The following is an 18631-nucleotide window of genomic DNA, read 5'->3' as shown; positions in this document are numbered from 1 at the left end:
CAATATAAAACCCTTTCGCTTGCTTTAAATTAACAATCAAATAGAAAAACCTCCTGTATCTTTGTCTTACCATAAGTGTACAGGAGGTGATGCTGCATTTATAGATACTTGGTTATTGATCGCTTACGCTGTTCATAAGTCTTACTTGAATCTATCATTGACAGACACAAAACAAACACAAATGAAGATTATTTTTCCGTTTGTATTTGTTTGTGTTTGTTGTTGAGTTATAATAAAGATATAACATCAATGATGGAGGGCGATTGAAATGAAAATGAGCCAAGCAGTTCCAGATGATTTGCTAGCGTTAGATGCACCATTTGTAACCGAAATGATGGAAATTACTAATTATATGTGGCGCTTTGGATGGGATGAGCGAAACGGCGGCAATATCAGTTACCTTTTAAAAGAGGATGAAGTAAAGCCCTACTTAGATACGAGTCGCGTCTTACGTAATATTATCTTAGATTTTCCTGTAAAGGAACTGGCTAATCAGTTTTTTATTGTCACTGGTTCTGGTAAGTTTTTTAAAAATGTGACGTCAAAGCCTTCAGAATGTCTAGGGATTATGCGTGTTAGTGAGAGTGGTGACAGTGTTGATCTGCTTTGGGGATTAACGGGAGATGGTAAGCCGACAAGCGAATTACCAGCCCATTTCAGAAGTCATATTGCCAGGTTAAGACAAGATTCTGACCATCGTGTTATCATGCATAATCACGCAACAAATATTATTGCTATGACATTTACCCATGAATTAAGCGAGAAAACTTTCAGCAAAACCCTGTGGAAAATGTGTACGGAATGTATCGTTGTTTTTCCTGAGGGTATAGCCATATTGCCGTGGATGATCCCTGGCACGGATGAGATAGGCAACCGTACAGCAGAAAAAATGGAGAGATATCGCTTAGTTGTGTGGCCGCACCACGGAATCTTTGGTGCAGGAAATGCAATCGATGACGCATTCGGATTAATCGAGACAGCGGAAAAGGCGGCGCAAGTATACATGCTGACAAGTGCCCATCAAGGCGGTATCAAACAAGAAATTACAGACGAGCAATTGATTGCTTTGGCGCGGGCTTTTGGAGTAAAGCCAAATATTGATTTTATTTAATCAAACGATAACCTGTTCAGTATATGAGCAGGTTTTTTTGCATCATACACTACTATCAGCCATGCTTTCTAATCCATATCACAAAAAATGCTGCAACTTGACTTTAGTGAAAAAACACAGGACACTATGTCTAGTGATGATGACGAAAGGAGTAGTTTTTTGATGAAAATGGATAGTAAAGGGGCATATCCGTTATATGCTCAGTTGGCAGACGAGATGCGGCAAAATATTCAAACCGAAAAATGGCCAGAAGGAGCACGAATACCAACCGAAATGGAGCTTTGTGCCATCCATCACGTAAGTCGAATTACGATACGTAAGGCCATTGATGAGCTGATGAAAGAAGATTTATTAATTCGTATTCGTTCGAAAGGGACGTTTGTCAAAGAAGCCTTTCAGGAGGAGGATCACTTCACCGTTGTCAAAGGTTTTACCCAAGAATTGCAAGAGCGAGGTAAATTAGCCAAAACGGTAGATGTTGATGTTCAGCTAGCAAATGCGAATAAGCGTGTAGCCAAGTTTCTAAACATAGAGATAGGCAGTCAGATATTCGTGTTAAAGCGGGTTAGAGGTGATGAAGACGCCGTTTTTGCCTACTTTATTACCTATATTCCCTATGATCGAGATTATTCTTTAGACCCGCAGGATTATTATACCTCTTTTTATGCCTATTTACGCACCAAAAATATTGTAATTGATCAGGAAAGAGAATATGTGGAGGCAGTCTTGCCCAATCGTGAGGTGCAGCGGAAATTGAAAATAAAGGCTACAGAACCAGTGCTGAAACGGGTTCGTTTTACTTCACAAGTATCAGATGATTTTTATGAATATACCGAATGTTTTTATATAGGCAAAAAATATCGTTATTACTTGGATTTTAATCCGGAATGAATTTCTATAACAAACCCTGTAATCCCTTGGGACAGAGCCTTTTTAAAAAGACAATGAGAACCCTTTATCCTATGCTATAATGTTATAACAAAAGAACAATTATGGGGGTATGTTATGTGTATGATGCTTTTCCAGAGACGAGAGTTAATGTAGCGGGAGGAGTTGCGGGATATCAAGCGATTCAAGATCAAATACGATCGAACAAAAGCAGGGTCATTGTTCTAGAATGTTATCCGACTGTTGATGAAAAAGAGCTATTGGAGCAATTGATTACACCTTTAGAGCCAGAAGTCATTATTCAGGCGTCAGAACAGTTTTATCCGCCGAAACAGGTTACGACTATGGTGGAGGATTATTTAACGGATGATCGTGTTTTTGGAGTGATTAGCCATCATCAACTGCAGGACTTTATTGATAAAGAACGCCAGCAGACACTACAGGAAAAAATTATAACTGCTCTAAAAAGTCATCAAACCATTGTGATTTATGGGGTAGGTGCTTCATTGCTCCATACAGCTGATTTGCTCATTTATGCCGATCTTTCCAGATGGGAAATCCAAAAACGCTATCAATCTGGTGACTATAGTAATTGGCAAGCCAATAATGCGGGAGAGGATCCTTTGCGTATGACCAAGCGTGGCTATTTTTTTGAGTGGCGTATGGCTGATCGCTTCAAACAGCAATGGTTTGCTTCAGTAGATTATTTCTTAGATACCCATCAACCTAATCAACCTGTTATGCTAGAGGCTTCTGCTTATTTTGAAGCATTAAAACAGGTGGCTGCACGTCCCTTCCGATTGGTTCCTTTCTTTGAACCAGGTATATGGGGAGGCGAGTGGCTGCAGGAAACCTTTCAAGTTGGTCAAGATCGCCCGAATTTGGCTTGGTGTTTTGATGGAGTACCAGAAGAAAATAGTATCGTGTTAAGAACCGATAAGATAAGGATGGAGATTCCGGCCAATAATTTAGTCTTTTTTCAGCCTATTGCTCTATTGGGAGAGAGTGTTTATTACCGTTTTGGCAAAGAATTTCCGATCCGATTTAATTATCTTGATACGGTAGACGGAGGTAACTTAAGCCTGCAGGTACATCCTTTACTAGCATATATACAAGAAACGTTTGATATGTCCTATACCCAGGATGAGAGCTATTACATAATGGAGGCCAAGGAGGGAGCTTCGGTTTACTTAGGGGTGCAAAATGGTACCGATAAACAAGATTTAGTGGAGGCATTGCAGTATTCTTTCGCAAGCGGCGATCGCTTTCCAGATGAACGATATATTTATCAGAGATCGGTGAAAAAGCATGATCATTATTCGATCCCGGCAGGCACTATCCATAGTGCGGGTGCCGATACCGTGGTGCTTGAGATTAGTGCTACGCCTAATCGCTTTACCTTTAAACTTTGGGATTGGGAGCGAGTAGGGCTAGATGGTTTACCGCGTCCTGTGCACATCAACCACGGTGAACCTAATTTGGTTATATCACGTGATCAGGATTGGGTGGAACGAGAGTTATGCAACCCATTTGAGGTGATAGCAGAACATTCTCATTGGAGGGAAGAACGTACCGGCCTGCATCAAACAGAGTTTATTGAAACGAGAAGGCACACGTTTACCGGTAAGGTACTACACCAAACCCATGGCAGTGTGAATATGCTGAATTTGGTGGAGGGGGAAGAGGCAGTTATTGAAAGTTTGGATAATAGCTTTGAGCCTTTTATTGTACACTACGGAGAAACCTTTATTATCCCGGCATGCGTGAAGCAATATACCATTCAGCCGTCTGGGAAAAGTATGGATGAACAACTAATGACGATCAAAGCGTTTGTTCGAGATGGTGCTGAGCAGTACCATTTAACGTCATAAGCAAAGGAAAATCCGTATGTTGAGCTGCAGGTGAGGGCGAACCGAATGGAGTTACCATTCAGCAAAGCTGCTGACACATATTACAATTGTTGATTGTCAACGAATCTAAGGTTCACAAAAGGAGAATAAAAATGAGCAAAAAATGGAAACTGCAACTAATCCATCATTCGCACACTGATATTGGTTATACCGACAGGCAAGAAAAGATTGAACAACATCACGTCGATTATATCAAAGCCGTCATCGACATTTTGGAGGCGAGCGAAAATGGCTCCCGTCCAGAATGGCAGGGGTACAAGTGGACATGTGAAAACTATTGGCAAGTTGAGCGCTTTTTTGAACAGGCTGAGACGCGAGATAAGCAGAAATTTATTGATTATGTGAAAGCAGGAAAGATCGATATTTCCTTAACCTATTTGAATATGACGGAGCTGGTCGATAACGATATTTTAGATCACATGTTTAAAAAGGGAAGGGCTTTTTCAAATCAGTATCAGCTTGGCTTAGATTCCGCGATGACTGCAGATATCAATGGTTTTTCCTGGGGATATGCAGAAACGATGTATCAAAACGGCATTATCAATCTATATTCGTGTTTACATACCCATCATGGCATGTTTCCACTGTATCAAAAGCAGATTCCATTTTGGTGGGAAACGCCTAAGGGAAATAAGGTGCTCGTTTGGAATGGAGATCATTATCAAATCGGCAATGATTTTATGCTGATTCCGAATAGCTTTCGCATCGATGATGGTGCGGAAATGACCACATTAGAAGACCAGCTGGAGGTAGCCGAACAACGTATTTTTGCATACTTGGATAATCTGGAACAAGAGGGGTATCCATTCGATTTTGTCCCCAATATGATTTCGGGGATTATGACCGATAACTCACCGCCTAATCCGCGTTTAATCGAAATGATTCACTGCTGGAATGAGAAACATGGAGACCAAGTAGAGATCGAACTGATTACCTTGCACCAGTTTTTCACTTTTCTTCGTGGGCAAGCATTGGATTTGCCGGTATATGCCGGTGATTGGACGGACTGGTGGGCAGATGGGGTAGGCTCTACACCTGCACCGACGAAGATTTATCGAGATGCACAACGAAAATATCATCTGACGCAGAAACTAGATCCACAAGCGGAGTGCAACAAAGGTTCTCTTGTTCAGGAGGCGGAGTACCAATTGATGTTATATGCGGAGCATACCTGGGGTTATGCCTCGTCCGTCAGCGAGCCCTGGAATACACTCGTTAATGATTTAGACTATCGTAAAGCAGCTTATGCGATTAACGCCAATCGTTTTCTTTCTCAGCAGCTAGATCAAGTGCTTCGTCATAGGGGAGAAGTGCCGCCGTCTATTGATCGGGAGAAATATTTCAAAGTGGTCAATCCGCACGACCATCCAGTGACAGATTATGCGATGGTGCCTATTAAGCATTGGGAACATATTGATGGCAGGTACTTGGCAGGAGATTTGGAAAAGGTCGTAGATGTGATGGATTGCCAGACAAACGAGCGGCTTACTGCCCAGCTTACCTCGATACCCAGCGGCGTGCAGATTGAATTTGCTATTTCATTAGAAGCCAAGGAAGAAAGAGTTGTAAAATTGGTAAAAGCCGATGTGCCTAAGCAACCGAGGATAAAGAATTATGCCCATATCGGTACCGATCGAGTGGAGGATTTGGCTGCTTACCCAGGATATGCAGGTATTCCGAATACCCATGTGCTGGAGTCGGAACATTATCGCATAAGTTTCGATCAAACAACAGGGATCACCTCCCTATGGGATAAATGGAACGATCAAGAACTGATTCATCAAGACGCTCCTTATACACCTTTTGCTGGTGTGTATGAAAAGACACCTATTACAACGGATGCCTGTACCGAGAGAAGGCTAATGGGGCGAAATCGTAAAGGACGACTGGCAGAGCGTCATCATGCCCATTTGAAGCACATTGAAGTGACCAAAGATGGCGATTTATTTACCATGCTGCAAATGGACTTTGACTTGGCAGGTACTCAAGCTTACAGCGTTCTGCTCAAGCTGTACAAAGACATACCTAAGATAGCTGTAACCGTTAGAATTCAGAAGCAGAATGAGTGGGCGCCAGAGAATCTTTATATAGCCTTACCGTTTCAGATGAGAAGAAATGGCGAATTATTTATTGAAAAGACAGGTGCCATGCTTCGACCAGTGATCGATCAATTGCCCGGAACGAATACCGAATTTTATTCATTACAGAATGGGCTTGCCTTTACGGGAGACGAGAGCGCCTTTGTAGTTGCGATCAAAGATACGCCACTCATTACGTTAGGTTCGCTGGCACATCATCCGGTGGAACTGGCTAACCCTAAGCTCCATGAGAAAAACCAACAGCCAGTTTACTCCTGGGTGATGAATAACTTTTGGGAAACCAATTTTAAGGTGGATTTGTCCGGCTTTTATGAGTTCGATTATCAGCTATATCTTGTGACAGAACAACAAAGCCCGGCACAATTAATGGAAAAGTGTCAGCAGCTTAACCAAGGCTTAGTGGCATTCCCGATTAATCCTGAATAACAAAGGAGCTTGGTCATGAAGACGTTACACGTGGTGTTTAAAACACATTTGGATATTGGTTTTACCGATCTTGCGGAAAAAGTAATGGAGACGTACCTCCATGATTTTATCCCACGGGCAGTTGAAATAGGTGAGTTGCTGCCCGGTCAATTTACTTGGACTACGGGTTCTTGGTTGATTGATCACTACTTAAGGCATGAATCCGTGACGGAAGAAGCGAAACAACGATTAATAACGGCAATTGAGGCGGGTACGATTAAATGGCATGGTCTTCCTGTAACTACTCATACCGAGTTAATGGATCGCGAGCTGTTTGAATATGGACTTTCGATTTCACAAGCATTAGATGATCGATTTGATCAGGAAACGATTGCTGCCAAAATGACCGATGTCCCTGGCCATACGATCGCGATGGTTCCTCTGATGGCAAAAGCAGGTCTGAAGTATTTGCATATTGGTGTCAATGCCAGCTCCGCAGTGCCAGATGTGCCAGAGTTATTTGTCTGGAGGGCAAGCGATGGTTCAGAAATTATAGTGCACTACGCCAAAGATTATGGACAGACCTTTGAACGAGAAGGATGGGAGGACCTGCTCTATTTTGCTCATAGTCATGATAATCAAGGTCCTCCGGCTGACGCAGAAGAGGTGCGGTTACTTCATCAACAACTACAACAGCAGTATCCAGAAGCCGAAATTATAGCTTCGAGTTTAGATGCCTTTGCTCAAGCTGCCTGGCAGAAAAAAGATTCACTACCTGTGATAGAAGAGGAGATAGCCGATACGTGGATTCATGGTGTAGGTTCTGCACCTGCTAAAATTAGTAAGTATCAATGCTTATTGCGCCTGCGGGATCAATGGTTGGAAGAAGGCAGCCTGTCAAGAGACAGTACCAGCTACCGCCAGTTCTCTGAGCAATTGCTGCTGGTAGCAGAGCATACCTGGGGCGGTAATGGGAATGTCTTTTTACCTGATTATCGTAACTATTTAATCGACGATTTTCATCAGGCTCGTGCTCAGGATAAGATAACTTTTCATCGTGAGCAAACCGGGAAAGATTTTTTCGACCTGATGACTTCCATCAGCACAAATATTGACGATGTCAAACAAGCGCATAAGCGTTCTTACAACCTCTATGAAAAAACATGGCAGGAACAGGATCGTTATCTGGAACAGGCTGTGGCAAGCCTCTCTGTCGAACAACAGCGACAAGCGAAAGCAGCATTTGCCGATCTGAAAGCAACTATTACACCGATTGCAGTCGCTAACCAGTCTGTCGTTGCTGGGAAGCTATATCAGTTTGGGGATGTGTCGCTTTCCTTTACAGCAAGCGGCGCCTTACAAGAGCTGCGAGTGAAGCAGCATTCCTTGCTGGCGGATGGGAAACGATTTGGTGAATTATCCTATCAACGCTTTGATTTTGCTGATTTCAATCAATTTTTAAGTAAGTACAGCCGACTGACTCGATGGACGAGCTCTTGGGCGTTAGTAGATTTCGCCAAAAGGGGAATAGAGGCCTATGCAGAAATTCGCCATGAGCTCATCTATCCGTATGTGGAAAAATCATCGTTTACACAGGAGGGAGATCAAGTTGTTTTCTATTTTGATTTGGCCTTTCATGAATGGGATGTTCGCAGCTATGGTTTGCCGTCACAAGTACGACTCCGTTATCAGTTAGACCTTGTTGAACAGACTTTACAAGCAGAATTGCGAATGAAAGATAAAGATGCCAACCGCATGCCGGAAGCTTACTGGCTGGAAACGACTTTATCGGTTGCCAATCCATACCGCTGGCAGATGGATAAGCTTGATCAACCACTGTCCCCGTATCAAGTGGTTCGAAATGGCAATCGTAATATGCATGCCCTGTCGAAAGAGGGACTAACCTATAGCGGGATAGAGGGCAAGCTTGCCATCCGTTCTCAGGAAGCACCATTATTCTCCTTTGGACGCCGCAGCTTGTTATTATTTGATAATGCCCAGCCTTCTTTAAATGATGGGATTTTTATTAATCTGTATAACAATGTATGGGGAACCAACTTCCCAGCTTGGTATGAGGGGGATATGTGTTATCGGTTGGAGGTAGATTTACAGGTGTATTAGGGGAAGTTGGAGGCGTCTGATCTAAGGTGAGGCGCCTTATTTTTTTGGATAAAAATGAAGCTTGCCATCTCGGATGTGAAAAGTAGCGACAAAGCTGTATGGATACCTTCTACTAGAAATAGCGGTTGACCCTATGATCAAAAATACGATAAATAGCAGCCTGTTTGCCGGAGAATGTTTTTGCTCTGCCATATGTTAAGGGATATGTTGTTTTGAATATCCCTTGTAATAATTGTTAACTATACAAATACATATTGTTACAAATCAGAAAATGGATGCTATACTTGAATGAATACAGTTCGCAAGCAGGGGGTTAGATTAGATATGCCCAAGGATAACGAAAAATTATTGGTTTTTTGGAGTGACTAAATCGCAATGAACATAAATCAATCCTAATGGAGGTGTTCACTATTACTGGAAAAGTTATGCTTCGATTAATCGTTAGTTTTAGTTTTTTTGTGATATTCTTATGGTTTGCATTATACGAGGGTAGTTTTTTGCTGATGGATAATACGGAGTGGAATAGCTCGACAAAGTTCACTCACTTTTTGTATACCAATCCTAATCTCCCAACAGATATCGTAAATGTTGACTTTTTTATCTATGCGATTAAATTCCGACCTGTATTTCCTGTCATTTCGTTAGTTTGTTTGTTATACGGACTTTATATTCTATTAAGGGGTCTAGAAACAAAATATCAATTCATTCGTAAGCTGCGTTATTTACTAGGTGGTTTGTTCATCGTAGCAGCATTCTGGATGTTTAGTACGCTAACAGTAGGAACGATTTTATTTTCGACCATCGTTTTTATAGTTGGTTTGGGTTACCTCACAGGACCCTTTATTAAAAATATGGTGTATAGAAATGGTACAGCTTCCCCGGTATAGGCGCAGAACAAATGTCGTTATCTTGAGATGACGGCCAAAATCTGAGGGGAAAGCACTGAAATGGGCGTCATCGCAGAAATGACGGCCAAAATCTGAGGGGAAAGCACTGAAATGGGCGTCATCGCAGAAATGACGGCCAAAATCTGAGGGGAAAGCACTGAAATGGGCGTCATCGCAGAAATGACGGCCAAAATCCGAGGAAAAAGCGCTGAAATGGGCGTCATCCTGGAAATGACGGCCAAAATCTGATGGGAAAGCGTCGAAACGGTCGTCATCCCACTAAAGGTTTTATTAGATAAATAACATCGCCCCGCTCAACTGTTTTCCAATTCACCATATCACCATCTATTCATTTTATGCTATAATAGACTGTAAAAAACATAAGATGCATAGTTGCAAAAAAAGGGGAAAGCGATGAAAACTACCAAAGAAATCGAAGAACAGTACCAGATCAGTCGGCAGACCTTACATAACTGGATCAATGAAGGGTTACTACGTATGCCACATAAAGACTGGCGCGGCTGGTTTAACTGGTCAGAAGATAACGAAAGGCAGATTAAACAATTGATGGATATAAAAGAACAACAAAACAACCAAACACCACAGCAACCAACCGAGAAACTGAAATTAATCAATCGTCGTTATTTAGGCTCGAAGCAGAAGATTCTCCATTTTATTGAGGAGACGATTGCCAAGCATACTTCCGATATACATAGTGTTGCCGATATATTTGCCGGAACCGGAGCGGTGGCTGATATCTTTCGAGCTCAAGGAAAAAAGGTGATCGTCAACGATATCTTATATTCTAACTATCTCGCCTACCTCACCTGGTTCAGCGATGAACAGGTAGACTATGAGAAGATTACTGATTATATTGAGGCATTTAATCGGTTTGACACGGAGCAAGATAATTATGTCTCGCTCCATTTTGGTGGCAGTTATTTTTCACCAGAAAATGCTCGTAAGATTGGGGCAGTACGTGAACGAATCGAACAACTTCAAGACGTGAATGAGCGGGAGAAGGCTTTTTTGATTACTTCTTTGTTGTACGCCATGGATAAGGTAGCAAATACGGTGGGGCATTACGACGCTTATCGTCAGAAATTGGACAGTCTGAAGCCACTACATTTACGAGTGCCCGAACTGCATCATAATCGAAAAAATGGTCTGTATTGTCAAGATGCGAATCAATTGGTTCGTGAGATTAAGGCCGATCTTGTTTATATTGATACCCCTTATAACTCGCGGCAATATGGCGATGCCTATCATTTGATGGAAAACATTGCCAAGTGGGAAAAGCCAGAGGTTGCCGGGGTGGCCAAGAAGATGGTCGATCGTCAATCCTTAAAGAGCGAATATTCCACCAAACAGGCTCCTCTCGCCTTTGATGATTTGATTCAGCATATTGATGCGAAATATATTGTAGTCTCTTACAATAATATGGCGCAAAAGGGCAATGGCCGCTCAAATGCGAAGATTTCTAATGAAGAGATTATGAGTTCACTAGAAAAACGCGGACAGGTGACCGTTTATGAAACGCCGTTCCAAGCCTTTACAACGGGGAAAACGAATATTGAAGACCATAAAGAATTACTTTATGTCTGTGAAGTGGGTGCTCGTGAACAAGCACCAGCTGTCAAGACGGATTACACGATGTCACCGATTAATTATACTGGTGGAAAATATAAATTACTCCCTCAGTTGTTCCCGTTATTTCCTGATCAGTATGAAAACTTTATTGATATCTTCGCTGGTGGGGCGAACGTCGGCATTAATGCAACACCCAATGGGAAGGTGTGGATCAATGATCGCGAGGAACGGGTGATTGAGCTATATGAACTTCTAGCGAAAACACCGCAAGATGAAGTGCTGGCAATGGTAGAGCGCATTATTGCTACGTATCAACTATCCGATACCAAGAATAAAGGCTATCGTTTTTATGGTCTGGATTCGGCAAAAGGGATGGGAGCTTATAATAAAGAGAAATTCATTCGACTACGCAGGGATTATAACGAAGGTGTTTATGATCAGGATCCGCTGAAGCCGATTGTCTTTTATGTGTTATTAGTCTATGGGTTCAACAACCAGATCCGTTTTAATGCCAAAGGTGCTTATAATTTACCTGTTGGCAAGCGTGATTTTAACAGCCGGATGGAACAGAAACTCATCCACTTTATGGATGCCTTACAAGCAAAGTCTTTTGTGTTCTCTACCAAGGATTTTCGGGAGATTGATCAAATCGGCAAGGAGGATTTCGTTTATTTGGACCCGCCTTACTTAATATCCACCGCCAGCTATAATGAGAATGGCGGCTGGGGGGAGCAAGACGAACGGGATTTGTTGGATTTTCTCGATCGATTAGACCAGCAAGGGACCAAATGGGCCTTATCCAATGTATCGTTGCATAAAGGACAGGAGAATCAAATGTTGTTAAAATGGGCGGAGCATTACCATATGCATATCCTTGATTACCATTATAATAATTCCAACTATCAATCAAAGGCGAAACATAACAAGACACAGGAAGTTTTGATTACGAACTATCAAAAGCAGCTGCCTAAAGGGGGAGCCGGATGAAGGTTAAAGAAAAGCAGGTCTTCAATTTATATGATACCAACGGCAGAAGGAAAGATGTGATCAATGCCTATAAAATCTATACCGAGATTCTGGAGCAAATCTATCAAGAGAGTGAATCAGAGGTTTGGGCCCGTTATCCAGAAGCCAATACCCAATTTCGCTTCTATGAACTGGCAATTGAACATTCTCCGGAGATCTTCAAACAGCATAGCAATTATGATCGTTTCATCGAGGCAATGAAGGATCCAGAGGTGAAGAAGACCTTTGAACAGACCCCTGTCAAGGACATAAAGCGTGATCCGAAGCTGAAAGAACTGTATAAATTATTAGATACCCATATCGAAAAAAGGGCCCGTCATTATTCAAGCAATTTAGTGAAAATTGGCTTAGCGGATGAAAAAAGAAGGATATCACCTATCGGAAAATCCTGGATACATGGAAAAAAGCTTCGTCGCAGTCAGTTAGAAGAGCTGCTGCCGATTGATGATACCAACTTAATTTTCTTTCGCCAGTTGTTGAAGCTCAGGGTCTATACGAATGAAGGGGATTATTATTATTCACCGATGTGGATGGCGATTTATTTGTTATTGAAATATGAACGGATTCATCAAGACTTGTTTATTACTTTGGTTCAAATGATGAGTCCGTATCAACCGGTGGATGTTCAAGCGTTTGTAGAAGATTTTTTAGAAGGAGCTGCCCAGGTTGCCGAACGGAATTATATCGATAATCAGCATGGCGAAGCTTGGGAGGACATCACTGAAGCACCAATTCCCATGTCCAATGCATTATTTACTGCCCACTTCTCTAGTGGCAAAAGCGAGCAGGCGATTCAAGTGTATTGGGAGTTTTATCAACGATTAATTGCTTTTAATCATGAGCGGAAGGCAGAGCAGCTAGACAAGCTTGTGGAACTCTTTTCTGATCCAAAAAAGCGTGCGATGATTAACAAGGCGTTTGGATTTGGACGAAATCTGTTTCACTTCGATAAAAAGAAGACCAGTGATGTGGAGGTATTCTTAGAGCAGAATCAAGCGGTAGATATTCTCTCAAATGATCGGATCAATGAGAAGCTTTTTCTCCAATTTCAAGCTTCCAAACGTCATGATCAGATCCAGGAATATGGTGATGTGACCCAGCGCGTGATGCGAGTAACCGGTTTGATCCGCTTTAAGAATCAAATTGTTGAGTTAGCCCAGCGCGATGTTTGGCAAAAGGTTTTTGATAAGATCGATATCCAGTCACTTATTTTTCGACCTTCTACAGAAAGGGCCTGTGAGGCGTACGAGCAGGCTATTGAGTCTTCAGATTTCTTTCATCATCGAACGCTGGAGGAAATCGTCGCATACCCTTCGGATCAGGTTGAACCAACGATCCAGGCGATTAAGCAGGCCTTGCAGATAACGGAGGAAGAGGATATTCGGAATACTTTGCTTACTCAAACAAGCAGGGCGTTTCAAAAGCATATTGCTGACCATTATCCGAAAGAAAAAATCTTGGAAATTCTGCCGCTTTTTTCAGATCGTCGAAATGATGCTAAAATTCAAAAAATGGTATCGGAAAGTACGGATGTGCCGACTATTTTCGAGTATATCGTTGGGATTGCTTGGTATCATATCAGCTCAGAGAAGTTTGATTTATTTTCCAGCCTCAATCTATCAATGAATGCCGATTTCGAGCCGGAAACCCATGCTGGTGGAGGGTCAGGCGATATGGTGGTTGATTATGGCGATCGGATCGTCATGCTGGAGGTCACCTTAATGAATAAGCAGGCGCAGAAACGTGGTGAGTGGGAGCCGGTGCTTCGCCATGCCACCAACCTAACGATCGAATCGGCACCAAAGCCTGTCACTACCTTGTTTATTGCCGACGAATTGGATGAGAATACGATTAATATTTGGCGTGCCGTGGCGATGGTGCCCTTACAATCCTCGCGCCAAGCAGGAAAGTTTGCTGATTCGGTGACGATTATGCCGTTGAAGAACGATGAGCTGGCTACGATGTTGGCCCATGATAAGCATGATCAGGAGTTCTTTCATCAGATTCAACAGTCGTTTGCTGCCTTGTCGCAGAATTTTGATAAGGAGTGGCGAGCGGGGATTATCCATGATTAGTAAAAGGACAGGGGGTTACAACCTTGTCCTTTTTATTGAATTTGAAGCATTAATCAAAATAAAATAAATCTTCAAACTTCTTATCCAATGCAATACATAATAGGAGAGCTAATCTTGCCGTTGGATTGAATTGACCTTTCTCAATGGAACCGATTGTTTGTCTAGAGACACCGACTGTATGGGCTAATTGACTTTGAGACATATCTCGTTCCGCTCGTGCTATTTTTAACCGGTTTTTAAGTATAAGTTGTTCGTTTTTATCAGTCATTAGTACACTCCATATTGGCTAAGTAAGGCTGCGAAGTTAAGAAAAAAAGCAATGGTACATAGGATACCGGTAAATAAATATAACTTCTTATTTCGCATGTGGAAATATTGATAAAAAGAAGCAGCAGTCAACTGTGCCATTAGTATCATCAAAATATCACTAGTGGGTTCATTGTATAAATAACGAAAAATAATAAGCAGTATTATAATTGCGGAAACGCTCAACCAACCAATATAAAATGCCTTTGTTGCAATTTGTTTTTCACGTTCATCGTTTTTTTCTTGTTGCGCCTTTTTTAAGACCTCTTTGTTATTCATTGATAAGCCTCCTAAGGTTTAAGGGTTATGTTTCATTATATAATAGGAATTATTATATGTAAAGTTTTGTTTTCTTTTAGTAAAGTTTTGTTGTCTTGAAATGGTTATAATGGGGGAGAGTACGGCTCTGCCAAATTGGTTTGCAACTTAAAATGAGCATTTAACAAAGATCCTATTATAGCGCGGGTAATAGGCTTTTCTCCTTATAAAAAGGACAGGGTCGAGATGACCCTGTCTTGGATAATGTTAGACTTTAGTATGGAGGTGACAGGAATCCTGCTGCGATAAGAAAAAGATATCTAATACAGCTGTAATAAATTCTCTCCTGCTGTTACCTTTTGCTGATCCACTGCGATAACATCATGATAATCGGCGGTGTTGGTTACAATCACCATCACGGTAGGATCATAACCAGCATCGATAATACCTTGCAGATCAAAGCTGCCCAGTACATCCCCTTTTTTCACTTGTTGATCCTGAGTCACTTCTGCCTCAAAATGTTGTCCTTTTAAATTAACCGTATCAATGCCGATATGAATGAGAATGTCGGCTCCTTGATTAGTATGGATACCAAAGGCATGTTTGGAATCATAGGCTACGGTAATTACTCCATCTGCAGGTGCTACTACCTGTTGCACTGTCGGATAAATCGCAATGCCTTTCCCCATCATTTCAGAAGAAAAGACTTGATCATTTACTTCCTGAAGCGGAACAATCTCCCCAGTTAATGGTGCGGCTATCTCTTCTGCGTCTTGCTCTGCAGCAGGTTGCTTGGTCTCTTTGACGGTTTCGTCTGGATTTGCGTCAGTTGCCATTTTTCGCTTGCCATAGAAATAGGTCAGGGTAAAGGAAATAACCATACTAATTAGAATACCAACCATAAACATTGGAATCGAATTCGCTGAAATGGAGATAAAACCGATCACACTGGCAGGTCCCATCGCAACGGCTAGTACATGGAAGAAGCCAATAAATGCCGAGGATATCCCTGCACCGATCATACCACAAATGAATGGAAACTTAAGCTTTAAATTGACACCGAAAATCGCTGGTTCGGTAATCCCTAACAAAGAAGAGACACTGGCCGAAGAGGATAAACTCTTTTGTTTCTTATCTTTCGTGATAAAGAAAACGGCCAAACAGGCTGCCCCTTGCGCTACGTTTGCCATCGAAGCAACGGGGAAGATAAAGGACCCCCCTGTACTTTCAATATTGGCAAGCAATACCGTCTCGATCGCTGGGAAACTTTGGTGCAAACCAGTAATAACAATAGGTGAATAGAAGATACCGAACACACCTAAGCCAAATCCTCCGGTTGTTTCATATAACCAGACAAGTCCATCCGTTAATCCGTCTGATAAAGAACGCATAACGGGTCCTACTAAAATAAACGTCAAGAAACCTGTAATAATGACGGATAACATCGGTGTAAAGGTGAAATCAAAGGCATTGGCCATCCGTTTGTGGAAGAATTTCTCCAAATTGGCTAATATCCATGATACCGCCAATACAGGTAAAACGGAGCCTTGATAGCCCGCCTGAGCTACTTGCAGGCCGAAGACATTCCAGTAATTCATCGAACCATCTTCAATTGCCTCGGCAACCCCGTAACCATTTACTAAATCCGGCATTACCATGGCCATCGCCATCGCAGCACCTAAATAAGGATTACCGCCAAATCGTTTGGTAGCTGAATATCCAATTAAAATAGGTAAGAAAGCAAATGGTGCCGAAGCTAGCAAGTTAATAACACTAGCTACATCTTCAATAGCGGGATACATCTCCACCACCGATTGGGAGCCAAATAAATCAGGAGATGTTAAGATATTATTTAATGCCATCAACAAGCCGCCGGCAACCAAGGCCGGAATTATCGGTACGAAAATATCGGATAATACTTTGATCAGTGCCATGATTGGATTGGTCTTTTTTTGTTCGTTTGCCATCGCTTTCACTTCGTCCGTAGATGCTTCTTGCAACCCGGTAATTGCAGTGAGTTCACGATGTACCTTATTGACGTCACCAGGTCCAATGATAATCTGGAATTGACCGTTGGAGTTAAAGGTACCCTTTACATCAGGGTGGTTATCTAAAGCCTTTTGATCAATGTTTTTATCGTCTTTCAGAACTAAACGGAGGCGTGTTGCACAATGAGCGGCAGCAAGAATATTATCCTCACCAAGTGCTTGGATGACATCTTGGGCAACCTGTTTATGATCCATAAAAGAAAACTCCTCTCTTTGCTATCATTTTTTTTAGCATACAAAAATTTCGGTTATATGTCAAACGTTTATCATATTTATTTTTCGTTCCCAATAACTTATTTTAAATTAAAATAAGTATATATGTTATACGTTTGACATTATCTCCTTTTTTATCTATGATCTAAGTAACTAATTACGAATGCGAAGGGATGTTGTGAAATGGAATTCATTAAACAATGGACAACGGCATTGAGGTATAAGCCATACCAAGACTGGTCTAAATCATATAGAAAGGGATTGGAAGAAGCGGTTCAAGCGTCGAAATGGAAGCTGGCTTATCATATTCAACCGAAGAGTGGTTTATTAAATGATCCCAATGGTTTTTCTTTTTATGATGGAAAGTGGCATTTATTTTACCAAGCCTATCCCTTTGGCCCGGTCCATGGTGTGAAATCATGGTATCATCTGACGTCTGCCAATTTAGTGGATTGGCGGCGACAGGGTTTTGCGCTACTACCAGACACTTCCTATGATAGTCATGGTGTTTATTCCGGCTCTGCGTTACCAGTGGAAGATCAGTTATTTCTGATGTATACCGGAAATGTTCGAAATCAAGAGTGGGAACGTCACTCCTATCAACTGGGCGCTTGGATGAACCAAGCAGGGCAAGTGGAGAAACTTGATGCTCCATTAATAGTCAATCCTCCGACAGATTACACCCATGAGTTTCGCGATCCACAAGTATTCCGTTATCAGGGAGATTATTATATGATCATTGGGGCACAAACCAGTGATGAAAAAGGGGCCGTTTTGCTTTACAAAGGAACACCATTAACCGACTGGGAATGGATAGGAGAATTACACTTTACAGATGAGGAAATGGGTTTTATGGTGGAATGCCCGAATCTTGTTTTTGTCGATCAACAGCCTGTGTTATTGTTTTGCCCCCAAGGTCTAGATACGGAAATCGCATCCTATCAAAATATTTTCCCTAACATGTATGTGATTGGATCCTCTTTTGCGGCAGATGAAGGAACCATCACCGAGACTTCATCATTGAAGAATTTGGATGAGGGCTTTGATGTGTATGCAACTCAGGCATTTAACGCACCGGATGGACGTGCGCTAAGTGTGAGCTGGGTTGGATTGCCAGAGGTTGAATACCCGAGCTTTGCTGAAGGTTGGGCGCATTGCCTCAGTCTGGTTAAGGAATTACAAATCAAGGATGGACATCTATATCAAACGCCTGTCCAGGAATTACAACAATTGCGTCAACGTCATCAAACGCTGCGAGGGCATTTACAAGAAGAGGCTTGTCAGTTGGCAGCTATCATGAATAATCGTTATGAATTAAAACTGGAGTTAACAACAGATGCCTCAGGCCAGCTAATTTTATTTGCCGATGAACAAAATCAACAAGGTTTGACCCTGTCTTTCGATGCAAAAAATGGTACAATAATAATGGATCGAAGTAAGGCAGGGATCGCATTTGGCGAAGCTTATGGCATAACGAGAACCGCTCATGTACCACAGCAAACCAAGCTTACGCTGCATATTTTTGTAGATGAATCGGTTTGTGAGGTGTTTATTAACGACGGTTATCAGGTCATGACAAGTCGTGTTTTTCCTCACGAAGAACAGACATATATGTATATCCAAGGAGCAAATGGTGATTACCATGGCGATATATGGTCCTTGCGTTCGATGAAGAATTAACGTATAAGGGTGAA

General features: G+C 41.9%; 13 protein-coding genes. 9 read left to right on the top strand and 4 right to left on the bottom strand.

From position 1 onward, the window contains the following. Positions 1-268: 268 nt before the first annotated feature. From rhaD to E0E32_RS07940, 6 genes are all read left to right on the top strand, one after another. Positions 269-1111, top strand: a complete 843-nt coding sequence (rhaD, locus tag E0E32_RS07965; protein WP_434059206.1) for a rhamnulose-1-phosphate aldolase — start codon at positions 269-271, stop codon at positions 1109-1111. A 162-nt stretch (positions 1112-1273) separates the two neighbouring features. Then, positions 1274-2002 (top strand): GntR family transcriptional regulator, encoded by a 729-nt coding sequence (locus E0E32_RS07960; RefSeq protein WP_130859490.1) that lies wholly within the window; start codon positions 1274-1276, stop codon positions 2000-2002. Between the two features lie 116 nt (positions 2003-2118). Next, the gene (locus tag E0E32_RS07955) at positions 2119-3870 is read left to right on the top strand and encodes a class I mannose-6-phosphate isomerase (RefSeq protein ID WP_130859489.1); all 1752 of its coding nucleotides are present in this window, start codon (positions 2119-2121) and stop codon (positions 3868-3870) included. Between the two features lie 131 nt (positions 3871-4001). Further along, entirely contained in the window at positions 4002-6434 is a 2433-nt protein-coding gene (locus tag E0E32_RS07950) for a glycoside hydrolase family 38 N-terminal domain-containing protein (protein WP_130859488.1), read from the top strand. Positions 6435-6449: 15 nt separating this feature from the next. Next, complete coding sequence (locus E0E32_RS07945) at positions 6450-8534, top strand: DUF5054 domain-containing protein (RefSeq protein WP_130859487.1); 2085 nt, start codon at positions 6450-6452, stop codon at positions 8532-8534. Between the two features lie 395 nt (positions 8535-8929). Beyond that, entirely contained in the window at positions 8930-9421 is a 492-nt protein-coding gene (locus E0E32_RS07940; protein WP_066188944.1) for a DUF4306 domain-containing protein, read from the top strand. Positions 9422-9438: 17 nt separating this feature from the next. Here the strand turns inward: E0E32_RS07940 and E0E32_RS07935 are convergent, their stop codons facing one another. Beyond that, complete coding sequence (locus tag E0E32_RS07935) at positions 9439-9696, bottom strand: hypothetical protein (protein WP_130859486.1); 258 nt, start codon at positions 9694-9696, stop codon at positions 9439-9441. Positions 9697-9835: 139 nt separating this feature from the next. On the opposite strand from E0E32_RS07935, the gene E0E32_RS07930 reads away from it, so the two are divergent. Further along, a complete protein-coding gene (locus E0E32_RS07930; RefSeq protein ID WP_130859485.1) occupies positions 9836-11998 on the top strand; it encodes a Dam family site-specific DNA-(adenine-N6)-methyltransferase in 2163 nt (720 codons plus the stop codon). Beyond that, positions 11995-14112, top strand: a complete 2118-nt coding sequence (locus E0E32_RS07925; RefSeq protein ID WP_130859484.1) for an AlwI family type II restriction endonuclease — start codon at positions 11995-11997, stop codon at positions 14110-14112. The genes E0E32_RS07930 and E0E32_RS07925 overlap by 4 nt, the downstream gene beginning before the upstream one ends. 49 nt (positions 14113-14161) lie before the next feature. Here E0E32_RS07925 and E0E32_RS07920 read toward each other — a convergent pair whose 3' ends face one another. From E0E32_RS07920 to E0E32_RS07910, 3 genes are all read right to left on the bottom strand, one after another. Continuing rightward, on the bottom strand, positions 14162-14380 hold the full coding sequence (locus tag E0E32_RS07920) for a helix-turn-helix transcriptional regulator (protein WP_130859483.1): 219 nt from the start codon (positions 14378-14380) through the stop codon (positions 14162-14164). Beyond that, entirely contained in the window at positions 14380-14697 is a 318-nt protein-coding gene (locus E0E32_RS07915) for a DUF6442 family protein (protein ID WP_130859482.1), read from the bottom strand. The genes E0E32_RS07920 and E0E32_RS07915 overlap by 1 nt, the downstream gene beginning before the upstream one ends. Positions 14698-14996: 299 nt before the next feature. Continuing rightward, positions 14997-16919 carry a sucrose-specific PTS transporter subunit IIBC gene (locus tag E0E32_RS07910; RefSeq protein ID WP_130859481.1) on the bottom strand — a complete coding sequence of 641 codons (1923 nt, stop codon included), beginning with the start codon at positions 16917-16919 and terminating at the stop codon, positions 14997-14999. Between the two features lie 201 nt (positions 16920-17120). Here E0E32_RS07910 and E0E32_RS07905 point away from each other — a divergent pair, with 201 nt between their 5' ends. Beyond that, entirely contained in the window at positions 17121-18617 is a 1497-nt protein-coding gene (locus E0E32_RS07905) for a sucrose-6-phosphate hydrolase (RefSeq protein WP_066188930.1), read from the top strand. Positions 18618-18631 lie beyond the last annotated feature (14 nt).

Source organism: Gracilibacillus phocaeensis, from assembly GCF_900626275.1.
GTDB classification, from domain to species: domain Bacteria; phylum Bacillota; class Bacilli; order Bacillales; family Amphibacillaceae; genus Gracilibacillus; species Gracilibacillus timonensis.
The sequence above is the reverse complement of the archived record's forward strand: the minus strand, read 5'-3'. Positions and strand labels throughout refer to the sequence as shown.

Bases quoted from the DNA above. Each gene is read 5' to 3' on its own strand.
- rhaD (WP_434059206.1), top strand. From the start codon at position 269: ATGAAAATGAGCCAAGCAGTTCCAGATGATTTGCTAGCGTTAGATGCA.
- E0E32_RS07960 (WP_130859490.1), top strand. From the start codon at position 1,274: ATGAAAATGGATAGTAAAGGGGCATATCCGTTATATGCTCAGTTGGCA.
- E0E32_RS07950 (WP_130859488.1), top strand. From the start codon at position 4,002: ATGAGCAAAAAATGGAAACTGCAACTAATCCATCATTCGCACACTGAT.
- E0E32_RS07945 (WP_130859487.1), top strand. From the start codon at position 6,450: ATGAAGACGTTACACGTGGTGTTTAAAACACATTTGGATATTGGTTTT.
- E0E32_RS07940 (WP_066188944.1), top strand. From the start codon at position 8,930: ATGGAGGTGTTCACTATTACTGGAAAAGTTATGCTTCGATTAATCGTT.
- E0E32_RS07935 (WP_130859486.1), bottom strand. From the start codon at position 9,696: ATGACGACCGTTTCGACGCTTTCCCATCAGATTTTGGCCGTCATTTCC.
- E0E32_RS07930 (WP_130859485.1), top strand. From the start codon at position 9,836: ATGAAAACTACCAAAGAAATCGAAGAACAGTACCAGATCAGTCGGCAG.
- E0E32_RS07925 (WP_130859484.1), top strand. From the start codon at position 11,995: ATGAAGGTTAAAGAAAAGCAGGTCTTCAATTTATATGATACCAACGGC.
- E0E32_RS07920 (WP_130859483.1), bottom strand. From the start codon at position 14,380: ATGACTGATAAAAACGAACAACTTATACTTAAAAACCGGTTAAAAATA.
- E0E32_RS07915 (WP_130859482.1), bottom strand. From the start codon at position 14,697: ATGAATAACAAAGAGGTCTTAAAAAAGGCGCAACAAGAAAAAAACGAT.
- E0E32_RS07910 (WP_130859481.1), bottom strand. From the start codon at position 16,919: ATGGATCATAAACAGGTTGCCCAAGATGTCATCCAAGCACTTGGTGAG.
- E0E32_RS07905 (WP_066188930.1), top strand. From the start codon at position 17,121: ATGGAATTCATTAAACAATGGACAACGGCATTGAGGTATAAGCCATAC.